Origin of the sequence: Haloarcula sp. CBA1115 (assembly GCF_000827835.1) — an archaeon.
GTDB lineage: Archaea > Halobacteriota > Halobacteria > Halobacteriales > Haloarculaceae > Haloarcula > Haloarcula hispanica.
In genome coordinates this window covers 184,938-206,944 of sequence record NZ_CP010529.1, presented here as the reverse complement: position 1 = coordinate 206,944, position 22,007 = coordinate 184,938, and the positions used below count along the sequence as shown (strand labels likewise).

Below are 22,007 nucleotides of genomic sequence, written 5' to 3'. Positions count from 1 at the left end.
GCACGGGCCTGATAAAGCTCTCCGCATGAGGGACCTCGCCAAACCTCCCGGTATGCGGGAGTGTTTAGTAACTATGGCGTTCAGGTAAATCGGATCATGACCGCAGACGACTCACAGTCCGGAGGGGGAACGAACAAGGTGGATGCCGTAATTCGAAAATACGATCTTGTCGGGATGGGTGCAGAACTCGAAGATCGGTGGGTCGGCGCCGACGGGGAGGAAGAAAGTACCCGAGACCTCGCGGACTACTTCAATCAGTCGGTGCTCGAGTCCGCCATCGAGGGGAGCGACGCACCGACATTGAGTGGCGACATCCAGCAGGTCTATCAATCACTTCGCGAAGATGACGCGGACGCCCCGCTCATACGCTCCCGTCTCGAACAGAGCGGGGTCGATATCGAATCGGTGATGGACGACTTTATCTCCCACCAGACGGTGTATCGCTATCTCAAGAACGACCGTGGGGCGGCCCGACCCGAGCGGACGCCCGCAGAACGGAAAGAAAACGCCATCGACTCAATACAGCGGCTTCGGGGCCGAACCACCGCTGTAACGAGGCAGACTATCGAGAGCCTCGAAAAGAACGACGCCATCTCGGCAGGCGATTTCAACGTTATCAACGAGGTGCAGGTGCTGTGTGAGGACTGCGGCCATAGCTACGATATTGTAGCGTTTCTGGAACAGGGTGGCTGCGACTGTCAATCCGCGTGAGGACTCGGACCGTATTATCGAACCGACGCCAAAACCCCAGTATGGTCCTGTAAACCGACAATGCGCCACGCCAGCCGGCGGTCAGCCGAGCCTCGGGAACCGAGCGGTCTTACAGTCGACACCGCAGAACGCGTATTCCGAGACGTTGCCAGCACTATCTCTGGTCGTGACATTACGATACCGGACGTTGTCGTCAATTGATGCGCCGCAGTGATCGCAGTGTCGCGTTTCAATCGAGCTAATTACGACCCTGATAGATTGGCTCTCAACGCTTTCGGGGGCTGCACTCCGCGCTCGGTCCGCGTTTGCGATGTCTGCTGATTGTTGGCTACGGTACTCCTGCGTGTTTTGTGCGTTCATGATGTCGCTGATTATGGGTTTGTAGTTGGTGTCGCAGCGCTTCGTGAGATGGGTCATCGCGACCCGAAAACCGTCGGCTGGTGTTTGGGAACCAGCCAGGACCGACGTTTTCCACCTGTGTGCCGGCGTTTACCCGCACTGTGGTGGTCTACGTCAGTTTAAAATTTGAAAAATGTAAAAAACGCGAAACCGGATGTGATGGGGTCTGCACCGATCAAGTGCCGGGACAGCGGGCTTGCCTGCCAAGCCGTACAGTCAGCGCCCGGATTCATGTCCTTATCTTTAATGGATGTACACTTAATAGTTCCGTGAGTGGCGTTCACACCCAACGAAAATAACTGGCCCAAACCTGTGAGTCCAGCGAGACTGCACAACGTAGCCGTGGCCTGCAGCAGCCATCACTCCAAGACATCTATAGTAACAATTGAAACGATGTACACACTGATCGCACTGCTGTCGGGCGACCAGGTATGCATTGATGCTCAATGGCTACTATAGCTTGCTTCGAGTTTGTGAGCGCCCTATCTCAGTGACGAAGCTAATAGGGACTAACCAAATGATTAAATACGGAAGTTCCGTACTGGGAGGTATGGAACCGGGTACCAAAACGGTAGAACCGCCCCGGAAAGCGAGCCAATTAGCGGCTGTAACGTCCGGTTATACGTTTTTTACACTTTCTCTCCGATACCCCACGTAGCCCACCCCAGTCCGGGCAGTAACCCGGCATAGGCGGAAAACGGTGGTAAAGCGACAAGAGCGATCCAGAGTAATGTGTAACAGTCGACGGAACGAGTCCGACCCCTGTCAACAACGAATCGATACAAACGATGAATGGACAAACTGAGGCGGAGCAGTCACTAGCAACTGCTCGGTGCGCTATGGAAGCCAGCGGCAACACGGCCGCTACCGAACTGAATATCCAAAACAAATCAACTCGAGTCTTGGTCGATGGGTCACCGAACTACCGCTGTGATTACTGTGGACAAGTGATCAGCGAACAGATGAAGTTCAGCGCGGTTACGATACGTGATCCGGACGGAGAGATAACGGAGCATTTCTTCTGTGAAGAGGAATGCATGACATCACAATACCCAGATATCTAACATACCTGTTTGGATTGCGATCAGAACAAATATTAGGTCTACAACGATATAGCATACAATCCAAGATTTTTGGGTTGTATCCGACAACATAGAAAAGACAGATGACAGGAAATGATAGCATACGAGACAATAGCTGAACTTTCAGCGCAAAAAACAGGTCGTATATATCGGTATTGACACCGAATCCAAACAAATACTCTATAATCTCGTTCTGGAAAATTGGTCGATATATAAATATTCTCGAAATGTTAATATTCGGCGGTACAGAATAAGGGACGGTTTTATATGTTTCCATCAGCCATGACATCGCATGACATGCTACAACGCGAGCAAAGGAATTCTGTACGAAAACCTTCCAACAGACGTACCGAGACCCGAAGAAGAGGAGAGCAAGCTGAGTGCCAGTGACGGCGCCGCAAGCCAAACAGTCGCGAACGACTGAATCTGGAACGTATCTGGTGTCCGACGCTGGAGACTACAGTAACAATTGCAACGATGTACACACTGACCACACTGCCGTCGTTCGATCAGGTGTGCATTGATTTTCAATGGCTACTATAGCTTCGACCTGTACCCACAAAAGAACGTAGCGGTCACTCAGGGTGGGTTCTGTTCCCGAGTTGTCGTTTCGTTTCAGTAAACAGCATCGGATAGGCCACAAATGGGTATAGATTGAACGGTTTTGGTCGTAGATCTGGGTTCTAAGGCGTCAATATTGACCAGTCAGTTTTGTCTGTGTATTGCTTTCCCTCTCGCATTCTGTGCGGCTTCCATTACCGCTTCACTTAATGTTGGATGGGTATGGACGGTGGAGCCGATGTCCTGAAGCTTTGCACCCATCTCGATCATGGCTGCGATTTCTGCAATCAACTCGGATGCCTCCGGACCGACGATCTGTGCACCGATCACACGTTCGGTTTCTTTTGCGGCGACAATTCGGACAAAGCCCTCTGTCCGGTTCGCTGTTAGTGCCCGTCCAGACGCCTGGAACTGGAACTCACCTGTAACTGGAGTAATACCCTCGTTCGCAGCTTCGTGCTCCGTCAGCCCGACGGTTCCGATTTCCGGATCGGTGAACACCGCAGCCGGGAGTGCCCGATAATCGACTGCGGCGGGCTCGCCAGCGATTACTTCCGCTGCGACTTCCCCTTCTTTCGAGCCCTTGTGTGCCAGCATCGGCTCACCCGCAACGTCGCCGACCGCGAAAATGTGCTCCTTGTTCGTCCGGCATCTGCTATCCGTTGGAATGAACCCCTGAGCATCGGTTTCGACGCCGGCAGCTTCGATACCGAGCGTGTCAGTCACCGGGCGTCTACCCACGGCAACGAGTATTTTGTCAGCAGTGAGTTCGATATCGCTATCGTGCGCCGCCTCGTCGGCGGGGACAGCAGTCAGGACGGTCTCACCGTCCGACTCTGCCCAGCTGTCCGCCGTGTACCCGAAGTGGAAGTCGACGCCGAGACGTGCTGCTCGCTGTCGGACTATCGAGGCAACGTCTTCCTGATAGCCGGGAAGTGCCTGCTCAAGGGTCTCAATTACCGAGACGTCGCTCCCGAGTCGGCTGTAGACTGTCGCTAGCTCCATGCCGATGTATCCGGCTCCGACGATGACGAGTTCGGCGGGTACCGTTTCGAAGTTCAGAGCGCCAGCAGAGGAGACGATGGGCTCGTCATCGAAGTCGAATCCCGGAATTTCGATCGGCCGGGACCCCGTTGCGATGATGCAGTGGTCGAATTTCAGCGATTCAGAGCCCTGCCCCTCTCCCTGATGGACGATTCTGATCTTGTTCTCAGCAGCAAATTCGGCAGTCCCTTTCAGCAGATTCACGCCGGCTGCCGTACACAGCTGCTCGATACCGCTCGTTAGTTGGTCGACGATGCCGTCTTTCCAGCTCATCATCTCGTCGAGCGCAACTGTTGGGTCCGCGTAAATCCCCAGTTCCTCCGCCTGGCCCGCCTCCGATGCCAGGTCTGAACCGTTTAGCAGCGCTTTAGAGGGGATACAGCCACGGTTGAGACAGGCTCCCCCGTACGCCCCTTTTTCGACGAGAGTGACATCGAGACCAAGCTGTGCAGCGCGGATTGCGGCGACGTATCCGCCGGGGCCCGCGCCAATAACCAGTACGTCAGTCGAGGTAGTGACATCTCCGACGACCATTATTCTAGTAGTAGCAGGTTTGGATTTCGCAGGTACTTCTGTATGGAGTTCGTGAACCGTGCGGCGTCTGCGCCGTCGAGTACTCGGTGGTCGAACGACAGCGATAGTGTCATCACATGACGGGGTTCTATCGTCTCTTCACCATCGGCTTCGACAACCCGTGGCTTCTTTTTGATCTCTCCCAGTGCCAGGATGGCGCTTTCCGGCTGATTGATGATCGGTGTTCCGTACTCTCCGCCGATCCCGCCGATGTTCGAGATAGTGAACGTCCCGCCACGCATCTCCTCCGGCGACAGACTCCGTTCTCTCGCTCTCTGGGTTTTTTCGTTAGTTTCCGATGCGACTTCGAGCAGGCCTTTCGCATCAACATCCTCGACAACGGGAACCAGCAACCCGGCATCAGTCGCCGTTGCAACACCGATGTTGTAATACTCCTTTTCGATGATTTCTTCGTTTGCTTCGTCGAGGGAGATGTTTACCTGTGGGTTCTCTTGCAGGGCCGCGGCACACGCTTTCATCACGAACGGCATGTACGTCAGTCGTATATCGTGCTCCTCGGCCTCCTGTCTGAGGGTCGAACGAGCGTCGACCAGCGCAGTCACATCGACCTCGTCCTGATGAGTGACGTGCGGGGCCGTATATTTCGACTCCGTCATCGCGGCTCCGATCGTCTGCCTGATCCCGTTGTACGGCGTCCGAGACTCCGGGCGCGCCGGCTCGTCAGCCGCTGCCCTCTCGGCTACCGCTTCTTGATCCTTTTTTTGTGCCTGCTGTTGGGCCTCTGCGTACTCTCGGACCGCTTCGAGCGTGACAAAGGGTTCTCCGTCCTTTCGTTCATCAGTTGGGACATTGTCGAGATCGACCCCTTCCTCCGCTGCGACGTGTCTGGTTTTCGGGACGGCCACCGTCGTCTCCCGGTCTGCCGTTTTTCTCGCCTGAACTGGGCTGACAGACTGCGTCGAAGTTGCTTGCTGTTTTTGTTGCTTCGCGGCGGCGGTCCGCTGGTTTGACTGCGCCTGCGTCGAGGAGTGAGAGTCCGTGTTCGCGTACGCGCGGACATCCGACTCCGTTATACGCCCCGGAGACGAGTCCGCAATGCTGGAGATATCGACGCCCAGTTCACGGGCGAGACGCCGCACAGACGGCGAAGCAGCGACTTGGACGTGCTGTGTCACCGCTGGTTCTGACTGCGTCTCTTCGGCTGGCTGTGTTGGTGCTTCGTCGTCGGTTTGGTGCCCGCTGTCCGCAGTGGCGTCGTCTGCAGGCGTTTCAGTTCCGTCCGGTTCGTCTTCCCCTTCGACCCGGAAGACGATAATCACGTCACCGACTGGGACTGTCTCACCTTCCGCGGCACGGAGTTCTTCGACAACACCGTCGACGGGGGACGGGACGTCGACGACGGCTTTGTCGGTCTCGACTTCCGCTACTGGCTGGTCTTCCGAAACTGCGTCGCCCGGCGCAACCCGCCAGCGAAGCAGTTCGCCCTCGGCGACGCCTTCACCGACATCGGGGAGTTCGAATTCACGGACCATGTTAGAAATCGACTGTTTCGCGGATGCCGTCCTGGATACGGACCGCCTGTGGCAGATAGTAATCCTCCAGCGAATGGAGCGGCATGGGGGCATCGAAGCCGGCGATTCGTTTGATTGGCGCTTCCTGATGAACGAGCGCTTCTTCCTGAATCGTCGTTGCGATTTCCGCCCCCAGTCCGCCGGTCTTCGGTGCTTCGTGTACAATCGCGGCTCTGCCGGTCTTTTTGAACGAGTCCGTAATCGTCGCTACATCGAGGGGTGACAGGGTCCGCAGGTCGATGACCTCGACCTCGATGCCATCTGACTGGCTGAGGTTCTCCGCAGCGATCAGGGCGGGCCGGGTCATTGCTCCCCACGTATAGACTGAAATATCGCTTCCCTCCCGCCGGACAGCAGCCTCACTCAGCGACACTTCATACGGTTTCGTCGGGACATCTTCACGGAAGGCGCGGTAGATCAACTTCGGCTCCAGGAAGATGACTGGGTCCGGGTCGTGGATGGACGCCGCCAGGAGCCCCTTCGCATCGTAGGGTGTGCTCGGTGAGACGACCTTGAGGCCGGGCTCATGCACGAAGAACGCTTCCTTTGACTCGGAGTGGTGTTCTGGGGCGCGAATCCCACCGCCGTATGGGGCCCGTATCACCATCGGCACCGAGTACTGCCCCTGGCTACGGCTCCGGAGGCGCGCAGCGTGACTGACGATCTGGTCGAACGCGGGGTACATGAAGCCCATGAACTGCATCTCGGGAACAGGCTTCATGCCGGTCTGGGCGAGTCCAATCGAAGCCCCGATGATTCCGGCTTCTGCCAGTGGCGTGTCGATGACGCGGTCTTCGCCGAACTCCTCGTATAGCTGGTCGGTTGCTCTGAAAACACCGCCGTTCTTCCCGACGTCTTCGCCCAGAACGACGACGCTATCGTCTTGCGACATTTCCGTGTACAGTCCGTCCTGTATCGCCTCCACGAGGGTGAGACGCTGTGCGTTTTGCCCCGTCTGCGTACTGGCTGTCGAACTCATTCCAGCACCTCCGAGAACGCGCCGTCGTCATACTTCTCGCGCAGCCGGTTCAGTTCGTCCCGCTGTTCTTCGAGCCGCGCTGGAACGTCCTCGTACACATGCTCGACGATGTTGTCCGGACTCGTCTCTGTCTGCTCCGCCGTTTCTATCGCCTCGCTGACTTCTTGTTCGATACTGTCCTGGATCTCACTCTCAAGGTCGGAATCGAGGATGCCCTCGTTGTACAGGTACGTTTCAATGCGGTCCACGGGGTCGCGGTCGCGCCAGGCCTCTTCTTCCGATTCGTCTCTGTAAACGGACGGGTCGTCCGCAGTGGTATGCGCACCGAAGCGATACTGGACGGACTCGATAAGCGTTGGGCGTAGCTCTCCGGGACCCGGATTCCGGGCTTTCTCCAGTGCCGCACTGGCGACTTTGTAGACCGCCAGCGGGTCCAGCCCGTCGACTCGAACGCCGTCGATACCGTATGCCTGTGCCTTTTCAGCGATGGTTTCGCTCGCGGTCTGTCGCTCGCGGGGGACCGAAATCGCCCACTGATTGTTGTTACAGACGAACACAGCGGGGACGTCGAACACCCCAGCGAAGTTCAGTCCTTCGTGGAAGTCGCCTTCGGAGGTCGCACCGTCACCGAGGTGACACAGGACGGCCGTATCGGTCTTTCCCTGTAGCTTGTGTCCCCACGCCATTCCCATGGCCTGTGGAACCTGGGTCGCAATCGGAATATACTCCGGCATCACGTTGACGTCGTCGGGGATCGCGTATCCCTCTCGATAGCCTCTCAGTGGCTCGAAAAGGGATGCAAGGTCCATCCCGTGGGCGTACTTCGCCGCGTGCTCCCTGTAGGTCGGGAACAACCAGTCCTGCTCGGCAAGTGCCAGGCTCGTGGCGACCTGTGACCCTTCTTGGCCCGTCATTGGTGCGTATGTCGCTAGCCGCCCCTGTCGCTGGAAGCTGATCGCCCGCTGGTCGAAGTGACGAGCGAGCTTGATTGTCTCATACAACTCAAGTAACTGCCTGTCTGAAATGTCCGGAACAGACGCCTGTGGTAAGACATTTCCTTCAGCATCCAGTACCTGGACTAGATCCGAGTCTTCTCTGACGGCCGCTGGCACGTCCTTGCTTCCTGCTTCGTTTTTCATGTTCATTGTTTTCGATGATGTTTTTTGTATTCGACAGACGCTCCCTCAACAGACCCTGATAACCCGAACAGCCGCTGAGTACGGCTCCCCGAGCGTGTTCAAGGCTGGCGTTTTCCACCGGGCACAGGGACCACCTGTGCGCTGGCAGTCTACGCCAGTTTAAATGTCGAAAATGTGAAAAATGTAGCTGTGGAAGAGGGCAGTGCCCAATCCATTAACTGCCGGGACAGCTGACCTGCAGGGCAGGCGATAGGGTTCAAGCCCGGATGCATATGTGGAGACTGACATGGTAGATACTTATTGTTTGTGCGACACTCGTTCACACGCCACAGTAGCTATCCCGGTATGAGCGGTGACAGTTACTGGGCCAAAGGGACGTAGAGACAGCAACAAGTACAACATATTTGACTATTATATCTACCTTCCCTATCTTGTGATGATTGTAACACAACATATATTCAGACGGTAATACGGATAAGTCGATATAACGAGGTGCTGTGAAGAACTAAATACGTTCAAATATCTACAACTTCACTGAATCCGGGGCTGCAGTGTGGCAATCCGTTCGCTGATTATGGGCCGTCAAGGACTCAACAGCCCGTGCCGGCTCGACGGCCCGTACAGTATCTCGCGTCGGCGCCTTCCTGTGGCAAAAAGCAGTCTCCAAGCCAGTCCTGGGTACAGAGACTACCCGCCGAGGAAGTCCTCGCGAACCTGCTGGTCGTTGAGAAGTGCTTCACCACTGTCTTCGTGTCGGTTCTGTCCCTGCACAAGGACGTAGCCGCGGTCGCACCGCCGCAATGCCTCTTTGGCGTTTTGCTCGACGAGGAGGACGGCGGTTCCGGCGTCGTTGATCTCGTCGATGCGGTCAAACATCTCGTCGACGAGGTCCGGTGCGAGGCCTGCACTGGGCTCGTCAAGCAGTAACAGATCAGGGTCGAGCATGAGCGCACGGCCCATCGCAAGCATCTGCTGTTGGCCGCCTGAAAGTGTACCCGCCTTCTGTTCTGACCGCGTTTCCAGTATCGGGAACCGGTCGTAAACCGCCTGTAGCCGCTCTTCGGGAAACTGGTCCAGCGTGTATGCACCCATCTTGAGGTTCTCCGTGACCGTCAGCGGCTCGAACACGTTGTTGCTCTGGGGGACGAAACTCAACCCATACGAGATGATATCTTCCGGCTGTTCGCCAGCGATGTCCCTATCATTGAATACGATCTCGCCCCCCATGTACGTCGTCAGTCCGAACACTGACTTCATCACAGTGGACTTACCTGCGCCGTTCGGGCCGACGATGGTGATGTACTCACCCTGTCCGACTTCCATATCGACGTCTGTGAGGATCTGCAGGTCACCGTAGCCGGCGTCCAGTTGCTGTACTGACAGCAAACTCATATTTTCACCTCTTCTCCGAGGTAGGCGTCAAGCACTTTCTCATTGTTTTTCACCGCGTCCGGTTGCCCCTCGGTGAGAACGCTCCCCTGGTGCATAACGATGACCGTATCGCAGTTGTTCATGATAACGTCCATGTCGTGTTCGACGAAGAGGAAAGTGTAGCCACGCTCTTTGAGCGTGTGCAACCGGTCGATGAGTTTCTCCTCGAGTGTCGGATTGACTCCCGCAAGCGGTTCGTCCAGCAGCACCATCTCGGGGTCGGTCATGAGCACGCGCGCCATCTCCAGAAGCTTTCGTTGGCCCCCTGAGAGATTGCCGGCGGATTCGTGCGCGACGTGCTCGATCTCGAACAGTTCGAGCATCTCCCAGGCCTGTTCCCGGAGCTCTTTTTCCTGTTCGACGACCTTCGTTCTGGCTCGCGGGAGGACCGCTCGCCAGACTGCTTCGCCGGCCTGGTTCTGTGGTGCCAGCAGCAGGTTTTCCAGCACAGTCATCTCCGATAGCTCCCGTGCGATCTGAAAGGTCCGGACGAGGCCCTGGTTTGCGACCTGATCCGACCGGTACCCCGTTATCTCCGTGTCGTTGAACTCGACTTCGCCCCCGTCCGGCCGTTGCACACCGGTAATCAGGTCGAACGTCGTCGACTTGCCAGCCCCATTCGGGCCAATCAGGCCGGTGATCGACCCCTTTTCGACGTGGAAAGAGACGTCGGCGACAGCGGTAATACCGCCAAACGTCTTTCGTAGGTTCTCCACTTTGAGTATCTGCTCTTGCTGTCCCTTTTGGGTCTGGTCGCTCCGTGCTGAGTGTGCGTTCTTACTCATTGTCGTCCTCGCGAGTCGCCTGTTGTGAGAGGTCAACGCTCGATGCGATTGCTTTTCGATGGCCAAGCAGCCCGTCCGGATGCCGTTGCATGAGATACACCAGGACGATACCTAACAGCATGAGACGGAGCGCGGAGATGCTCACGTCCTGCACGGAATAGGCCAGCAGGGGCGTGACATCAAGGGTCCCCAGCTCGGCAAGCGCACCGACAAGCGTGTCGGGGGCGTTGCTGAGCTGGAGGTACTCTGCCACGACCCGGCGGACGAACGAGGGTCCCTCGAAGAGCAGACTCGCGAACAGGGCACCGCCGACGATACTTCCCGTCGGTGAGCCAGTCCCACCGATAAACAGGGCAATGAAAATATAGAACGTCTGTATCGGCTTGAACATCCGTGGCGATGCATAGCCTCCGGAGAGCCGCCAAAGGATGGCAATCAGGCCCATGAGCGCACAGCCAAGCGCGAAGGTCTTTATTTTGAACAGGCGCGTGTCTTTCCCCAGTGCCTGCGTGACCTGCTGGTCCTCGCGGATGCTCTTGAGGACCCGGCCGAAGGGTGACTTCCCGATACGGATCATCAGCCAGTACAGGAGGCCGAGACAGAGACACAGCACGACCACGTACGCCCAGCCGATGACCAGCGTCTGCTCGATTCCCAGTGGTTCCACGGCGCTGAACATCGCCGCACCCAGCGCATTGGGCGCTGGGGCTGTTGCGGCCGGGTCTGTGTAAAAGAGAATCCGGATCGGGTTCGATGGCAGGGACAGGCCCGTCGCACCGCCAGTTCCGAATGCGACGCCGGCAATGCGAGTGTTCGCGAACTCCGGGGCACGGAGTGTGAGGCGAACGATCTCCGAGAACGCGACGGTTACGATGGCAAGATAGTCGGCACGAAGCCGGATCGCCGGCAACGCTGCGAGGCCGCCGACGACCCCAGTCACGACGATAGCGCCCACAATGGCGACCGGGAGCGGCAGCCCGAAGCCGGGCGGACTGGCCGTCACTGGGGCGGTCAGTATCCCCATCGTGTACACACCGATCGCCATGAACCCGGCCGCACCGAGATTGAACAGGCCTGCGTACCCCCACTGGAGGTTCAGTGCGAGCGCTAACATGGCATAGATAGCTGAGAGGAACGCGACACGACGGAGCGTGTTGACGGTACCGTTCAGCTGGAACCCGAGGACGACACTGAAAAGCGCGTACAGTCCCCCGATCGCGAGAGCAAGCGCGACAAGCAGGCGCACGTCATTGTTGCCAAGCCAGCCCTCAGCCCGCGCCTGAATGGAACCCGTACTCATGCCGTCGTCCTCCCACTGAACAGACCCGACGGGCGCACGAGCAGCATGACGATCATAATGACGAATGCCGCAACCAAGAGGAAGCTGGCTGGAATCCAGACGAGCGCGAGTCGACTCGCGATGCCGAGGATGACCCCACCGACCATTGCGCCGTAGATCGATCCGACACCGCCGAGAATGACCGCTGCGAACACCAGTAACAGCAGGTCCCACCCCATTGTAACTGTGAGCGTTCCCTGCTGTAACGCGATAAGAAAGCCTGCACACCCAGTAAGCCCGCCGCCGATAATCCATGTGAGCTTGACGACGCGTTCCGTTGGGATGCCCGTGACTTTTGCGAGGTCTTTGTTCGCGGCCATCGCACGCATGGCCGTTCCGATCTTGGTGTACTGGAGCAGAATGTGAGTGCCGAGCATCAGGAGTGCGGCAACGACGACCAGCGTAATCTGGTGCCCACCGAACGTGACGCCCGCGATGGTAAATTGGGGGATATTGCCGCCTGTCAGCCCGCGACTGTCAGTCAGGAACGAAAAGGTGAGGAAATTACGAAGGAACAGTGCGACGCCGACACTGGCGATCATCAGCGTCACGCCATCGGCACTGCGCATCGGTTTGAATACGATTCGATCCAGCAAAAGCGAGAGGGCGGCTGTGAGGGCCGCGGCGACGAGCAATCCAGCCAAAAGCGCCAGTGGGGTATTGACAACATTGATGCCAAGCTCATTCGAACCGACTGCGATCGGGCCGCCGATGAGGACGAGCGCTTCGGCAGAGAATTCACCCAGCCCTGCAACCAGAAACGCCGTCGCCCATCCGGCGAACGCACCGCTCGTAATCAAGTCACCGTGGGCAAAGTTCGCGAAATTGAGGATACTGTACGTCATCGAGAGGCCGACACCGGCCAGTCCAAGCGACATCCCAAGCACCAGTCCGTTCCAGAGATAACTCATGAGGTCTGTGACGACGATTGTTCCAGTTCCTAACTGTCGAAGGATGTCGAATACGAGAAACACGCCGATAACGGCGAATATAACGAGTACTGGGCGGTTGTATAGTAGATTCTGTCCACGGCTGTAGTAGTCTCGTGCCGCCATATTATCGTGCTCTGTACCCAGTGTTAAAAATCTTGATGTAAAATCGTCATAGAATCACAGGGAACCGAAAATATACGCCCATTTCATGCTAGTGACACACACGATAATGTACAACATATATCAGACATGTAACTAAGTCAGGCGGGCTTTGCAACCGCAGGCGTTGATACCAGGGTTCAGCGTTGATACCAGTAGTCAGTACACAACCGCGGGCGCATACGCTCCCGACTTCGGCAGTGCTCGCTTGAAGCGCATATGTATCTATGTCCACGACGAGAAATATGAAACCGATTGTCGGAAGGCTCAGTCAGTCGCGAGTCCCTGCTGGCGCGCTACAGAGAATCCGTGACCGTTCCCATCACTTCCAGCGCCTCTTTCAGTTCAGCTGTGCTCGTGGCATACGAGATCCGCGCCTGTCCCTCACCGCTCGGCCCGAATGCCTCGCCAGGAACCACGATGACGTCGTTGTCCAGCATCTTCTGGGTCCACCCGTCCGGGACGTGAGGCATCGCGTAGAACGCTCCCTTCGGCACTGGCGTGTCGAGGCCGATATCCTCCAACCCATCGAGAAGCACGTTTCGACGCTCCTCGAAGGCCGACACCATCTCTCGCACCGGTTCCTGTGGGCCGGTAAGCGCCGCTTCGGCAGCGTACTGCGATGGAGCGCTGGCACACGCTTGCACGTACTGGTGCACCCGTAACATCCGTTCGATTCGCTCTGAACTGGCCGCCACCCACCCGAGCCGCCACCCTGTCATCGAGTACGTTTTCGAGCACGCGCTGGCCTGAATTACCCTATCGGAGCTGGCGAACTCCGCCGGGGAGTGGTGTTCACCGTCGAAGACGATCTTCTCGTAGACCTCGTCGGAGAGGCAAATGACTTCGTGCTCATCCGCTAGCCGCGCGAACTCCGCCATATCCCGCTTCGATTGCACCGCACCGGTCGGGTTCGCAGGACTGTTAACGATAAACAGTGACGTGTTGTCTGTAATGGCGTCCTCCACAGCAGCAGGGTCGAGGGTCAAGTCATCTCTGAGTTCGACCCGCTTTGGTTCGCCGCCGGCGAGTAACACCAGTTGTTCGTAGGCCAGAAACCCGGGGTCGGGGCAGAGCACTTCGTCACCTGGCTGGACGTGGGCTTCTATGGCGACGTGAATCGCCTCGCTTGCGCCGGCAGTGGCGATGATGTTTTCGGGCGGTATGTCCTGTCCGTTGTCGGTGGCGTAGCGTTCACTGATGGCTTCTCTGAGTTCTGGAACGCCCTTGTTGGACGTGTATGAGTCGCCCATCCCATCCTGAATCGCACTCGTCGCTGCCTCCCGGGCGTGTTCTGGCGTTGGGAAATCAGGCTGACCGAGACCCAGATTTATTGCGTCTTCGCCTGCCGCCTCGAAGACTTCTCGGATGCCGCTGATATCCATCTCTTCGACGCGTGCTGCGTACTGAGACATCAGTTCATGAGTATAACGGTATTTGATTATAGTCTTTCGGTTGTACGACAGGTGCCGTTCCCCCAACCTTGCCAGACAGTATGATGAACATGTTCTATCTGAGCCACGGCAATGGTACAAAATCTACTTCGACTGTCGTACTGAGGGGCAATTGTAGTCAGAGGAGAAAGCCCAGCGGTATTTCGGTTACACCTCCACCTGCTCGATATTCTCTGTGCCGTCCTCCGTGTACCTGAAGTAGTTGTACACGGCGCTGGCCAGGTCGCCGTTCTCGTCGAACTCAACCGGGCCCGAGACGCCCTGGTAATTGATTTCGTTCCCGTCGGCCGCCAACGAAACACCCTCTCCAAGGTTTTCGGGTCCGACTGTTTCGCCGCCGGGATCTGTGACCGCCCGCATTTGGTCTCGGATTGCAGTCCCGTCATCTTCACCGGCTGCCGCGCGTGCCAGCAGCAGAACCGCCGCAGCATCGAACGACTGCTGATTGAACGGTCCCGGTGCAGAGCCGTACTCCTCCTCGTATGCAGATCTGAAGTACTCGATCCCCGGTCCGGCCGAGGACGGATTGGTCCCGCGAACGTTTGTCATGTCGTGGCCCACATTCCCGGGCAAGTCATCGGCCCTGAGTCCGTCCGGCACCAGGATATCCATGTCCGCTCTGTCGAAGTTCTCGTAGAAGTTCCGGAAGATCTTGTTCCCACTCTCCGGATAGCCGATAATCACGAGCGTCTCCGGGTCACCGTCAAGCACGTTCTGCAACTGGGAGGTGTACGAGGACCGACCCGCCGAGTACGAGACCTGATTCAGGACCTCACCACCGTACTCCTCCTCGAACGTCTTCGTGAATCCGTTCGACAGGCCGTTCCCGTACGCGTTGTTGAGAAAGAGGATAGCTGCGCTCTCCTTCTCGAGCCGTTCGGCCGCTATCTGTGCCAGCAGTGACCCCTGCAACTTGTCCGTGGGGGGCGTCCGGTACACGAAGTCGTTATCCTCCAGTGACGTGACATCCGGCGACGTCGCCGATGGTGAGCACATCACGGTCTGGTTCGGAATTGCGACGTTCTCCGCGACCTGCAGTGTCACCGATGACGCCAACCCCCCGCAAATCATCGGGTAGCCACCGTTCACGAGGGCTTCCGCACCACTCACACCCCGACTGGGCTTGGTCTCCGTATTCTCAAACTGCGTATCGACTGAGAACCCGTTGTCCGCGTCTCGGACCTGTTTTACGGCTAGTTCTGCTGCGTCCCGAATCGCAGGACCCACTTCGGACAATCCACCTGTGACTCCCATTAGGATACCCATGCTGATGGTGTTCTCGCTGCCACCATCACCACCATCTGCCGAACAGCCTGCAAGTCCGACAGCGCCTGCGGCACCAATGCTCTTCATGACAGTTCGACGGCTGACTGTATCGTGCATCGCAACACTACCCATGACACCATCTTTCGTGATAAACGTTATTATGAACCGAAGCGGTTCTGCTCAGAGACGAAACGGGCCCTGAGAGGGACGAGTCCGATCCGAGCTGATCTCGAACACAGCGATACGCAGAAGACTCTCAACAGACGTGCCTGTATTGTCAACGCTGTCGTGTGCGCACCGCGCCAGTGCCGATACTCGTTCGAAACATACGAACGGTGTCGGCGACAGGGCGTTCGACGTACCCTATAACCGTTACAGCGCACTTCTGGCCCAGATAGGTACGGGTAGCCGATGCGAGAGTGCTGGTTTGAGCGTCCAATCGAGCACCAGCACCGGACTAGCCATACCGAATGCGCAGTCCGGTTCTCGTATCGGAATGGGCTCTCAAATTCGGCGATCAGTCGTCACTCTCCGCTCGGACAGGCAGCTATCCAGAGGACTCTAGTATATAAATCAATCGTAGATCGTAATGGTTCGAATTATTCGAACGGACTCACAGCCACGCTCACTGAACCTTCGGTATGTAGTTCGGTGAATGAGTCCCCAGCTGCTACGGACTCCCCAGAACCGCTACTGCCTCTACAGCATTGAAGAACCGATAGTTCCGCTCCAAAGAAGAGTTATTCGTCGATGTAAATAACAAAGATATGAGGACAATGACAACCGAGCCTGCACAGCAGGGTGCTGTTACATCTATATGAGTGTAACAATATGCGAAAATCGTGCGACAAACGCTGTTACAACAGTAACGCTGTAATCCGCCAACCGTAGTATCCAATACTCCAAGGTTCAGGTGTCTTACTCAGTAGGTGAAGTCAAACTTAGAAGGTCTTTATCGACAATTTTCCTAATTTATCCTTTCAGTCAGTATATGAATCTAGGGAGTCTGCACTGGAATTTACTCTGTTCTAACTATTAGAACAGTTTTCGGGAGCAATAACAAGGAATCCGAGCGGTCAAAGGACCGAGTCCGCTAGAAACTGGTAGTATGACTTTGTCGAATTACTTGAACACCGCGGCAGGACATCGAGTTTCGCAGGGCCCCGAATAGTACGTCCGTTCACCGGGATTGGTGCAACGTTGACCCCAAACTCTATATCTTGGGAGTTACCCACAGTGGGACGTAACGCGATAATGACTCTCAAATTCACTACCCATGACTGAAACAGGAAAGCGCCTTGTCGAAGAACTGGACGAGCAAGGCGTCGAGTACGTCTTCGGATATCCCGGCGGTCGTGCCATCGAGATTCTCGATCACGTCCCGGAGGCCGACGTCGAGATGGTCCGACCACGCGATGAGCGCGAAGCCAGTGTCATGGCCGAGATGCACGGGCGACTCACCGGCAACCCCGGGGTCCTCGCGGGGCAAGGCCCCTGGATCGGCAGCCTCGGCGCAATCGGCCAGATGGAGGGCAAGCTCGCTTCGTCACCGATGGTCGTTATCACCGAGGCCAGCGAGCGTGGCGACTATTCCACACTCGCGCCGTACCAGCAGGCTCGCGGTGACTACGGCGGGCTGGACCTGCCGTCAGCACTCGACGCCTACACCAAGGAAAACTGGTTCCCGCGCTCACCGACGGAGACGGTGCGAAGCCTCCAGCTCGCGTTCAAGCACGCGACTGCCGGCCGGCCGGGGCCAACGGCAATAATCCTCGACGGCGACGCCGTCACCGAGGAGATGCCCGAAGACCCGATTCCGCCGGTCTGGGACGGTCACGATCAGGTGCAAAACTGGGAATCGCGACCGGCCCGCGAGGACGTCCAGACAGCGATAACAGCCCTGAGCGAGGCCGACCGACCGGTCATCATCGCCGGCAACGGCGTTCACGCGGCCGACGCCTACGACCAGCTCGAAACTGTCGCTGAGGCTACTGATGCCGTCGTCACTACCTCCTATCTCGGCAAGTCCACGTTCCCCGAAACCCACGACCTGGCCGCGGGCGTTATCGGCTCCTTCGGGCACGAGGGCGCAAATCAGGTTGTCAGCGAGGCAGACGTCCTCCTCGTCGTGGGCTGTCGCATGAACCCGATGGACACGAACTGGCAGTCCCCGGAGTTCATCCGGCCCGACGAGCAGACCATCATCCACGCTGACATCGACACACGCAACGCTGGCTGGGTCTACCCCGCGGATGTTGCACTCATCGGTGACGCCGCACAGAGCCTCGACGACCTGGCGGCAAACCTCCCCGAGAGTGCTGGAAACGACTGGGCGCGCGACCGTGCGGCCGCGGCGCAGGAGTCGTTTTACGCCCCCAGATGCGAGTCGGACGCGTCGCCAATCAAGCCACAGCGGGCGGTCAAAGAGATCGAGGCAGTGGTTGATTCGGAGACCATCGTGACCGCAGACTCGGGCAACAACCGATTCTGGTTGCTGAACTACCTCCAGACACCGGACACCGGGACCTACTACGGCAGCGGTGGCGTCGGCGCGATGGGATGGGCAACGCCAGCCGCGGTGTCCGCCGCCATCACGACGGAGAAAGATGTCATCGCCGTCGCCGGCGACGGTGGCTTCACGATGACGATGACGAGTGTGGAGACAGCCGTCGAGAACGGCGTCGCGCCCACGTTCGTCGTCCTCAACGACACCAGCCTGGGGATGGTCCGTCAGATGCAACACGAGGCGGGCGACATCGCTGGCGTCGAGTTCCACGACACCGACTTCGTGAAAGCGGCCGAGGCGTTCGGCGCTGAAGCGACACGAGCCGTGACGCCTGCTGAACTCGGGGATGCACTCGCCGAAGGGACCAGCGTCGATGTCCCGTTCGTCATCGACGTCCGCATCGACCGCGACGAAGAGATGGTCGAGTCCCTCCAATCGTCGTTCTACGAGGAAGTCGGCGGACTGCACGAATGACGTCCCAGACACGGGTTAGCAAAGAATATAAATCAACCACGGAACACACACTGATATGACAATGACAGATACGACGGTGCTTGTCACTGGTGGAACCGGCTTCCTCGGCTCGTATGTGGTCGAGGACCTCATCGAACACGGCCACGACGTCGTCGCCTACGACCTCTCGACGGACGACCACATCCTATCGAAGTTGGGTGTCGCCGACGACGTGACCATCCGGCGCGGTGATGTCTCCGAGGCGACGGATGTGATTCGTGCCGTCAAAGAGACGGGGACGACACACATCGTTCACCTCGCGGCACTGCTGACGAACACAGCACGGGACAACCCGCGGGCTGGCCTCGATGTCAACATCAGGGGGACGAACAACGTCTTCGAGGCCGCACGCACCCTCGACGACCAGATCGAGCGTGTCACCTGGGCCTCCAGCGCGGCGGTGTACGCGCCGCCACACAACTACGCCGCCGAGTACGTCGACGAGAACGAACTCGTCTATCCAGATACGCTCTACGGCGCAACCAAGGAGTACAACGAACATCAGGCCCGTGTCTACCACGAGGACTACGGTGTTGACCACGTTGGACTCCGTCCGACAGTCGCGTACGGCCCCTACCGCGAAACCGGTGGGTCGGCGTTCCTCGCAAACATCATCGAGAAGCCGGCACTCGGCGAACCGTTCAGCGTCGAGTACGGTGATCAGGTGATCGACTGGCAACACGCCCGCGATATCGCACAGGCGTTCCGGAAAGCAACGTTCGTCGACGAGGACGATCTCAGCCAGCGCATCTACAACGTCCGCGGCGTCCTCGCGACGATCCGTGAAGCCGCCAACGCTGTCCGGGAAATCGTTCCGGACGCCGACCTCGATGTCTCCGACGAGGGCGAACTCCCCTGGACCCAGAATCTCGATATGACCGCTGCGCAGAACGATCTCGGCTACGAGGTCGAGTACGACCTCGAATCCGGGTTCCGGTCCTACATCAACACCCTCCGGGAGGAGAACGGGCTCGAATCGCTCTGATACACCAGTCCTGCCGTCGCTGTGTGACGTGCGTACCGTGGGTGCTTGCGTTTGTCCCGTATCGGCCGGAGTGAACCCAGTGTTTGATTAGGGACCTGCCTGTACGCATACGTGATGTACGAGCGCGACTTCATGGAAGGAACGCGTGGCACCATGGCCGTCGACTGGGAAGAGCGGATCGACGTCAAGCGGATGCGACGCGAGCGCAAAGACCGAGCCCTCGACCGACTGCAGGACTCCGAACTGGGGTCGATGCTGCTTATCAATGACCCGAATGTCCGGTACGTCACCGGGCTGGCGATGACCGGCGGGAGCGGGGCAGATCACTACACGCTCCTGACCGAAGACGGCGACGTGGTTCACTGGGACACTGCGGACCACGCATCGAACCAACGGTTCAACTGTCCCTGGCTCGACGACATCCGGTATGCCTGTCCTGGACTCGGCAACGTTCCCCGGGCGTCAGGCAGCGCTTCCGCGCGCGACTGGCTCAAAGACAAGATGGCCGAGACGGTGTACACCGCCATGGAAGAGTACGGTGTCGACCGGGAGCCGATGGGCATCGACGTGGGGAACGGGACGCTTATCGAGAAGTTCGAAAACCGCGGCGTCAATGTCGACACCAGTGCAGCGACCGATATCATGCTCGACGCGCGGAAGACCAAAACCCGCGACGAGGTCGAGTGTCTGCGACAGGTCGCTGCCATCTGTGAAGCGGGCTTCCAGAAGATTACGGAGAGTGCAAAACCGGGCAAGCGGGAATCGGAAGTCTGGGGCGACGCAGTCGGCGAACTCTGGGGCCACGGCGCGATGGCCCAGGGTGGCTACGTGACCTCTGGTCCGAACACCTGGCCGAAACATCAGGCGAACACGACCGACCGAATGATCCGGCCGAACGACCTCGTCTACGCGGATTTCTACAACATCGGCTATCTGGGCTATCGCTCCTGTTACTACCGGACGTTCAGCATGGGTGAACCGACGCAGGCACAGAAAGACGCCTACCAAAAGGCGCGTGACGACCTCTACGACGTCCTCGAACGAATCGAGCCGGGGGCCACGACCGACGAGATCTGCAAGGGCTTCCCCGACAGAGAGGGTGAGCATATGGACTGGTACGACGCCGACGAGTTCTGGCAGATGACGACCAACCACTGGGCGCATGGGCTGGGGCTACAGCTCTACGAGACGCCGCTCATCTGGCGCGGGCTCTCGCCGGACCACCCGATCGAAATCGAGGAGGGTATGACGATGGCTGTCGAGACGATGCAACCCGCAGAGCGACAGGGCGTCCGCGTCGAAGAGATGGTCGTTGTCCGCGAGAACGGCGTTGAGATCCTCAGCGAATGGCCCGTTTCGGAGATCACGCGGATAGACTACTGACTGGCAGGCATCTTGGCCGGTCTCACGCACTGTCTGGTCGCCGGCGTGCCACTACCGTTAAGTCGGTCGCGCCGTTACGGAAATTTATGCAACTGGGAACAGGCCTGTTTACCTGTCAGCAGCGCCCGGACGACGACCGCGAAACCAGCGATATTTACGACGAAATGCTCGAACTGGGGGAAGTTATCGACAACGCGGGTCTCGATAGCGCCTGGGTCTCAGAGCATCACTTCCTCGACGACGACTATCTGTCGGGCGTCACACCGGCGCTTGGGGCGTTAGCCGCAGTCACCGACGACATCGAAATCGGGTCCTGCATCGCACTCGCGCCGCTGTACGATTCGATCCGGCTCGCCGAGGATATCGCAACGGTGGACCAGATCTCCGGTGGCCGAACGACGCTCGGGATGGCAATCGGGTCCAACGTCTCAGAGTTTGACGCCTTCGGAATTCCCGACGACGAACGGGCTGAACGGCTAGCCGATGCGGTCGACACGCTTCGCGGTGCCTGGTCCGACGGGCCGCTCGACTACGAGCCGGAATTCCACGACATCTCGTCGGACGTCACTGTGACACCGAAACCTGCACACGACGTTCCCCTCATGCTCGGTGGGGCGTCGCGGCCTGCCGTCCGGCGAGCCGCCCGGACCGCTGACGCATGGTGTGCCCCGTCGTCGCTGTCAGTCAATGGCGTCCGCAAGCGCGTCGAGGACATCCGTAACGTCCGTGACGACGAGGATATCGAGGGCGACTTTCAGGTGTACGTCCTCCAACACGGGTTCGTCGGAGACTCCCGCGAGGACGCGTGGGAGCGGATGCGCGACGGCTACCTCTACATCCAGCGCCGGTACGAGGAGATATTCTCCGGCGAGACCGTTGCGGAACTGGACGAAGACCGCAAGCAGGAACTCAAAGAGCAGGCTATCTTCGGGACACCCGAGCAAGTCACGGCGGAACTCGAAACGTACCGCGAGGCGCTGGGCGACGACATACACTTCATCTTCCGGACGTACCACCCGGGAACCGGAACGCAGGAGATGGCCGAGTGTATCCGACGCCTCGGAGAAGAGGTGCAGCCGAAGGTCAGCTAAGGACTGGCACGTCGTGTCGGTGACTGTTGAACCGTCAGATGCTGTCTAACCCGGAAGGGCTGAGACACCACGAGCACCAGTGACCCCCTAAGTGTCGACCGTGTGTTTCGGACCCCGTGAACACCAATATTTATTTCCCTAGG

General features: G+C 58.2%; 15 protein-coding genes. 5 read left to right on the top strand and 10 right to left on the bottom strand.

Annotated elements, in window-relative coordinates; genetic code table 11:
- The first annotated feature begins 96 nt into the window (after positions 1 to 96).
- Positions 97 to 711, top strand: a complete 615-nt coding sequence (gene rdfA, locus SG26_RS00800) for a rod-determining factor RdfA (protein ID WP_050036579.1) — start codon at positions 97 to 99, stop codon at positions 709 to 711.
- Between the two features lie 2,186 nt (positions 712 to 2,897).
- Here the strand turns inward: rdfA and lpdA are convergent.
- The 10 genes from lpdA to SG26_RS00745 all read right to left on the bottom strand — a co-directional run bounded on the left by lpdA (position 2,898) and on the right by SG26_RS00745 (position 15,473).
- Positions 2,898 to 4,331: a dihydrolipoyl dehydrogenase gene (gene lpdA, locus SG26_RS00790; RefSeq protein ID WP_050036578.1), complete on the bottom strand. Its 1,434-nt coding sequence runs from the start codon at positions 4,329 to 4,331 to the stop codon at positions 2,898 to 2,900.
- Entirely contained in the window at positions 4,331 to 5,863 is a 1,533-nt protein-coding gene (locus SG26_RS00785) for a dihydrolipoamide acetyltransferase family protein (protein WP_050036577.1), read from the bottom strand. The genes lpdA and SG26_RS00785 overlap by 1 nt, the downstream gene beginning before the upstream one ends.
- 1 nt (position 5,864) lies before the next feature.
- A complete protein-coding gene (locus SG26_RS00780; RefSeq protein ID WP_050036576.1) occupies positions 5,865 to 6,881 on the bottom strand; it encodes an alpha-ketoacid dehydrogenase subunit beta in 1,017 nt (338 codons plus the stop codon).
- Positions 6,878 to 8,026, bottom strand: coding sequence for a pyruvate dehydrogenase (acetyl-transferring) E1 component subunit alpha (gene pdhA / locus SG26_RS00775; protein ID WP_050036575.1), 1,149 nt, complete (start codon positions 8,024 to 8,026; stop codon positions 6,878 to 6,880). Before pdhA ends, SG26_RS00780 begins: the two co-directional genes overlap by 4 nt.
- A 681-nt stretch (positions 8,027 to 8,707) precedes the next feature.
- Positions 8,708 to 9,412 (bottom strand): ABC transporter ATP-binding protein, encoded by a 705-nt coding sequence (locus SG26_RS00770; protein WP_014030854.1) that lies wholly within the window; start codon positions 9,410 to 9,412, stop codon positions 8,708 to 8,710.
- A complete protein-coding gene (locus SG26_RS00765) occupies positions 9,409 to 10,236 on the bottom strand; it encodes an ABC transporter ATP-binding protein (protein ID WP_014030855.1) in 828 nt (275 codons plus the stop codon). The genes SG26_RS00770 and SG26_RS00765 overlap by 4 nt, the downstream gene beginning before the upstream one ends.
- The gene (locus SG26_RS00760; RefSeq protein ID WP_050036574.1) at positions 10,229 to 11,536 is read right to left on the bottom strand and encodes a branched-chain amino acid ABC transporter permease; all 1,308 of its coding nucleotides are present in this window, start codon (positions 11,534 to 11,536) and stop codon (positions 10,229 to 10,231) included. The genes SG26_RS00765 and SG26_RS00760 overlap by 8 nt, the downstream gene beginning before the upstream one ends.
- A complete protein-coding gene (locus tag SG26_RS00755; RefSeq protein WP_050036573.1) occupies positions 11,533 to 12,630 on the bottom strand; it encodes a branched-chain amino acid ABC transporter permease in 1,098 nt (365 codons plus the stop codon). The genes SG26_RS00760 and SG26_RS00755 overlap by 4 nt, the downstream gene beginning before the upstream one ends.
- 332 nt (positions 12,631 to 12,962) lie before the next feature.
- Positions 12,963 to 14,081 carry a pyridoxal phosphate-dependent aminotransferase gene (locus tag SG26_RS00750; RefSeq protein ID WP_050036572.1) on the bottom strand — a complete coding sequence of 373 codons (1,119 nt, stop codon included), beginning with the start codon at positions 14,079 to 14,081 and terminating at the stop codon, positions 12,963 to 12,965.
- A 186-nt stretch (positions 14,082 to 14,267) separates the two neighbouring features.
- Positions 14,268 to 15,473, bottom strand: a complete 1,206-nt coding sequence (locus SG26_RS00745) for an ABC transporter substrate-binding protein (RefSeq protein ID WP_050038221.1) — start codon at positions 15,471 to 15,473, stop codon at positions 14,268 to 14,270.
- Positions 15,474 to 16,662: 1,189 nt separating this feature from the next.
- On the opposite strand from SG26_RS00745, the gene SG26_RS00740 reads away from it, so the two are divergent.
- The 4 genes from SG26_RS00740 to SG26_RS00725 all read left to right on the top strand — a co-directional run bounded on the left by SG26_RS00740 (position 16,663) and on the right by SG26_RS00725 (position 21,864).
- Positions 16,663 to 18,366 (top strand): thiamine pyrophosphate-binding protein, encoded by a 1,704-nt coding sequence (locus tag SG26_RS00740; RefSeq protein WP_050036571.1) that lies wholly within the window; start codon positions 16,663 to 16,665, stop codon positions 18,364 to 18,366.
- Positions 18,367 to 18,427: 61 nt separating this feature from the next.
- Positions 18,428 to 19,390, top strand: a complete 963-nt coding sequence (locus tag SG26_RS00735; protein WP_050038220.1) for an NAD(P)-dependent oxidoreductase — start codon at positions 18,428 to 18,430, stop codon at positions 19,388 to 19,390.
- Positions 19,391 to 19,504: 114 nt separating this feature from the next.
- Positions 19,505 to 20,773, top strand: coding sequence for a M24 family peptidase (locus SG26_RS00730; protein ID WP_014030862.1), 1,269 nt, complete (start codon positions 19,505 to 19,507; stop codon positions 20,771 to 20,773).
- Positions 20,774 to 20,859: 86 nt separating this feature from the next.
- The gene (locus tag SG26_RS00725; RefSeq protein ID WP_050036570.1) at positions 20,860 to 21,864 is read left to right on the top strand and encodes an LLM class flavin-dependent oxidoreductase; all 1,005 of its coding nucleotides are present in this window, start codon (positions 20,860 to 20,862) and stop codon (positions 21,862 to 21,864) included.
- Positions 21,865 to 22,007 lie beyond the last annotated feature (143 nt).

Coding starts and splice junctions, on each gene's coding strand:
- SG26_RS00730 (WP_014030862.1), top strand. CDS start 19,505: ATGTACGAGCGCGACTTCATGGAAGGAACGCGTGGCACCATGGCCGTC.
- SG26_RS00725 (WP_050036570.1), top strand. CDS start 20,860: ATGCAACTGGGAACAGGCCTGTTTACCTGTCAGCAGCGCCCGGACGAC.
- SG26_RS00760 (WP_050036574.1), bottom strand. CDS start 11,536: ATGAGTACGGGTTCCATTCAGGCGCGGGCTGAGGGCTGGCTTGGCAAC.
- SG26_RS00735 (WP_050038220.1), top strand. CDS start 18,428: ATGACAGATACGACGGTGCTTGTCACTGGTGGAACCGGCTTCCTCGGC.
- SG26_RS00770 (WP_014030854.1), bottom strand. CDS start 9,412: ATGAGTTTGCTGTCAGTACAGCAACTGGACGCCGGCTACGGTGACCTG.
- SG26_RS00755 (WP_050036573.1), bottom strand. CDS start 12,630: ATGGCGGCACGAGACTACTACAGCCGTGGACAGAATCTACTATACAAC.
- SG26_RS00740 (WP_050036571.1), top strand. CDS start 16,663: ATGACTGAAACAGGAAAGCGCCTTGTCGAAGAACTGGACGAGCAAGGC.
- SG26_RS00780 (WP_050036576.1), bottom strand. CDS start 6,881: ATGAGTTCGACAGCCAGTACGCAGACGGGGCAAAACGCACAGCGTCTC.
- lpdA (WP_050036578.1), bottom strand. CDS start 4,331: ATGGTCGTCGGAGATGTCACTACCTCGACTGACGTACTGGTTATTGGC.
- SG26_RS00745 (WP_050038221.1), bottom strand. CDS start 15,473: ATGAAGAGCATTGGTGCCGCAGGCGCTGTCGGACTTGCAGGCTGTTCG.
- SG26_RS00785 (WP_050036577.1), bottom strand. CDS start 5,863: ATGGTCCGTGAATTCGAACTCCCCGATGTCGGTGAAGGCGTCGCCGAG.
- SG26_RS00750 (WP_050036572.1), bottom strand. CDS start 14,081: ATGTCTCAGTACGCAGCACGCGTCGAAGAGATGGATATCAGCGGCATC.
- SG26_RS00765 (WP_014030855.1), bottom strand. CDS start 10,236: ATGAGTAAGAACGCACACTCAGCACGGAGCGACCAGACCCAAAAGGGA.
- pdhA (WP_050036575.1), bottom strand. CDS start 8,026: ATGAACATGAAAAACGAAGCAGGAAGCAAGGACGTGCCAGCGGCCGTC.
- rdfA (WP_050036579.1), top strand. CDS start 97: ATGACCGCAGACGACTCACAGTCCGGAGGGGGAACGAACAAGGTGGAT.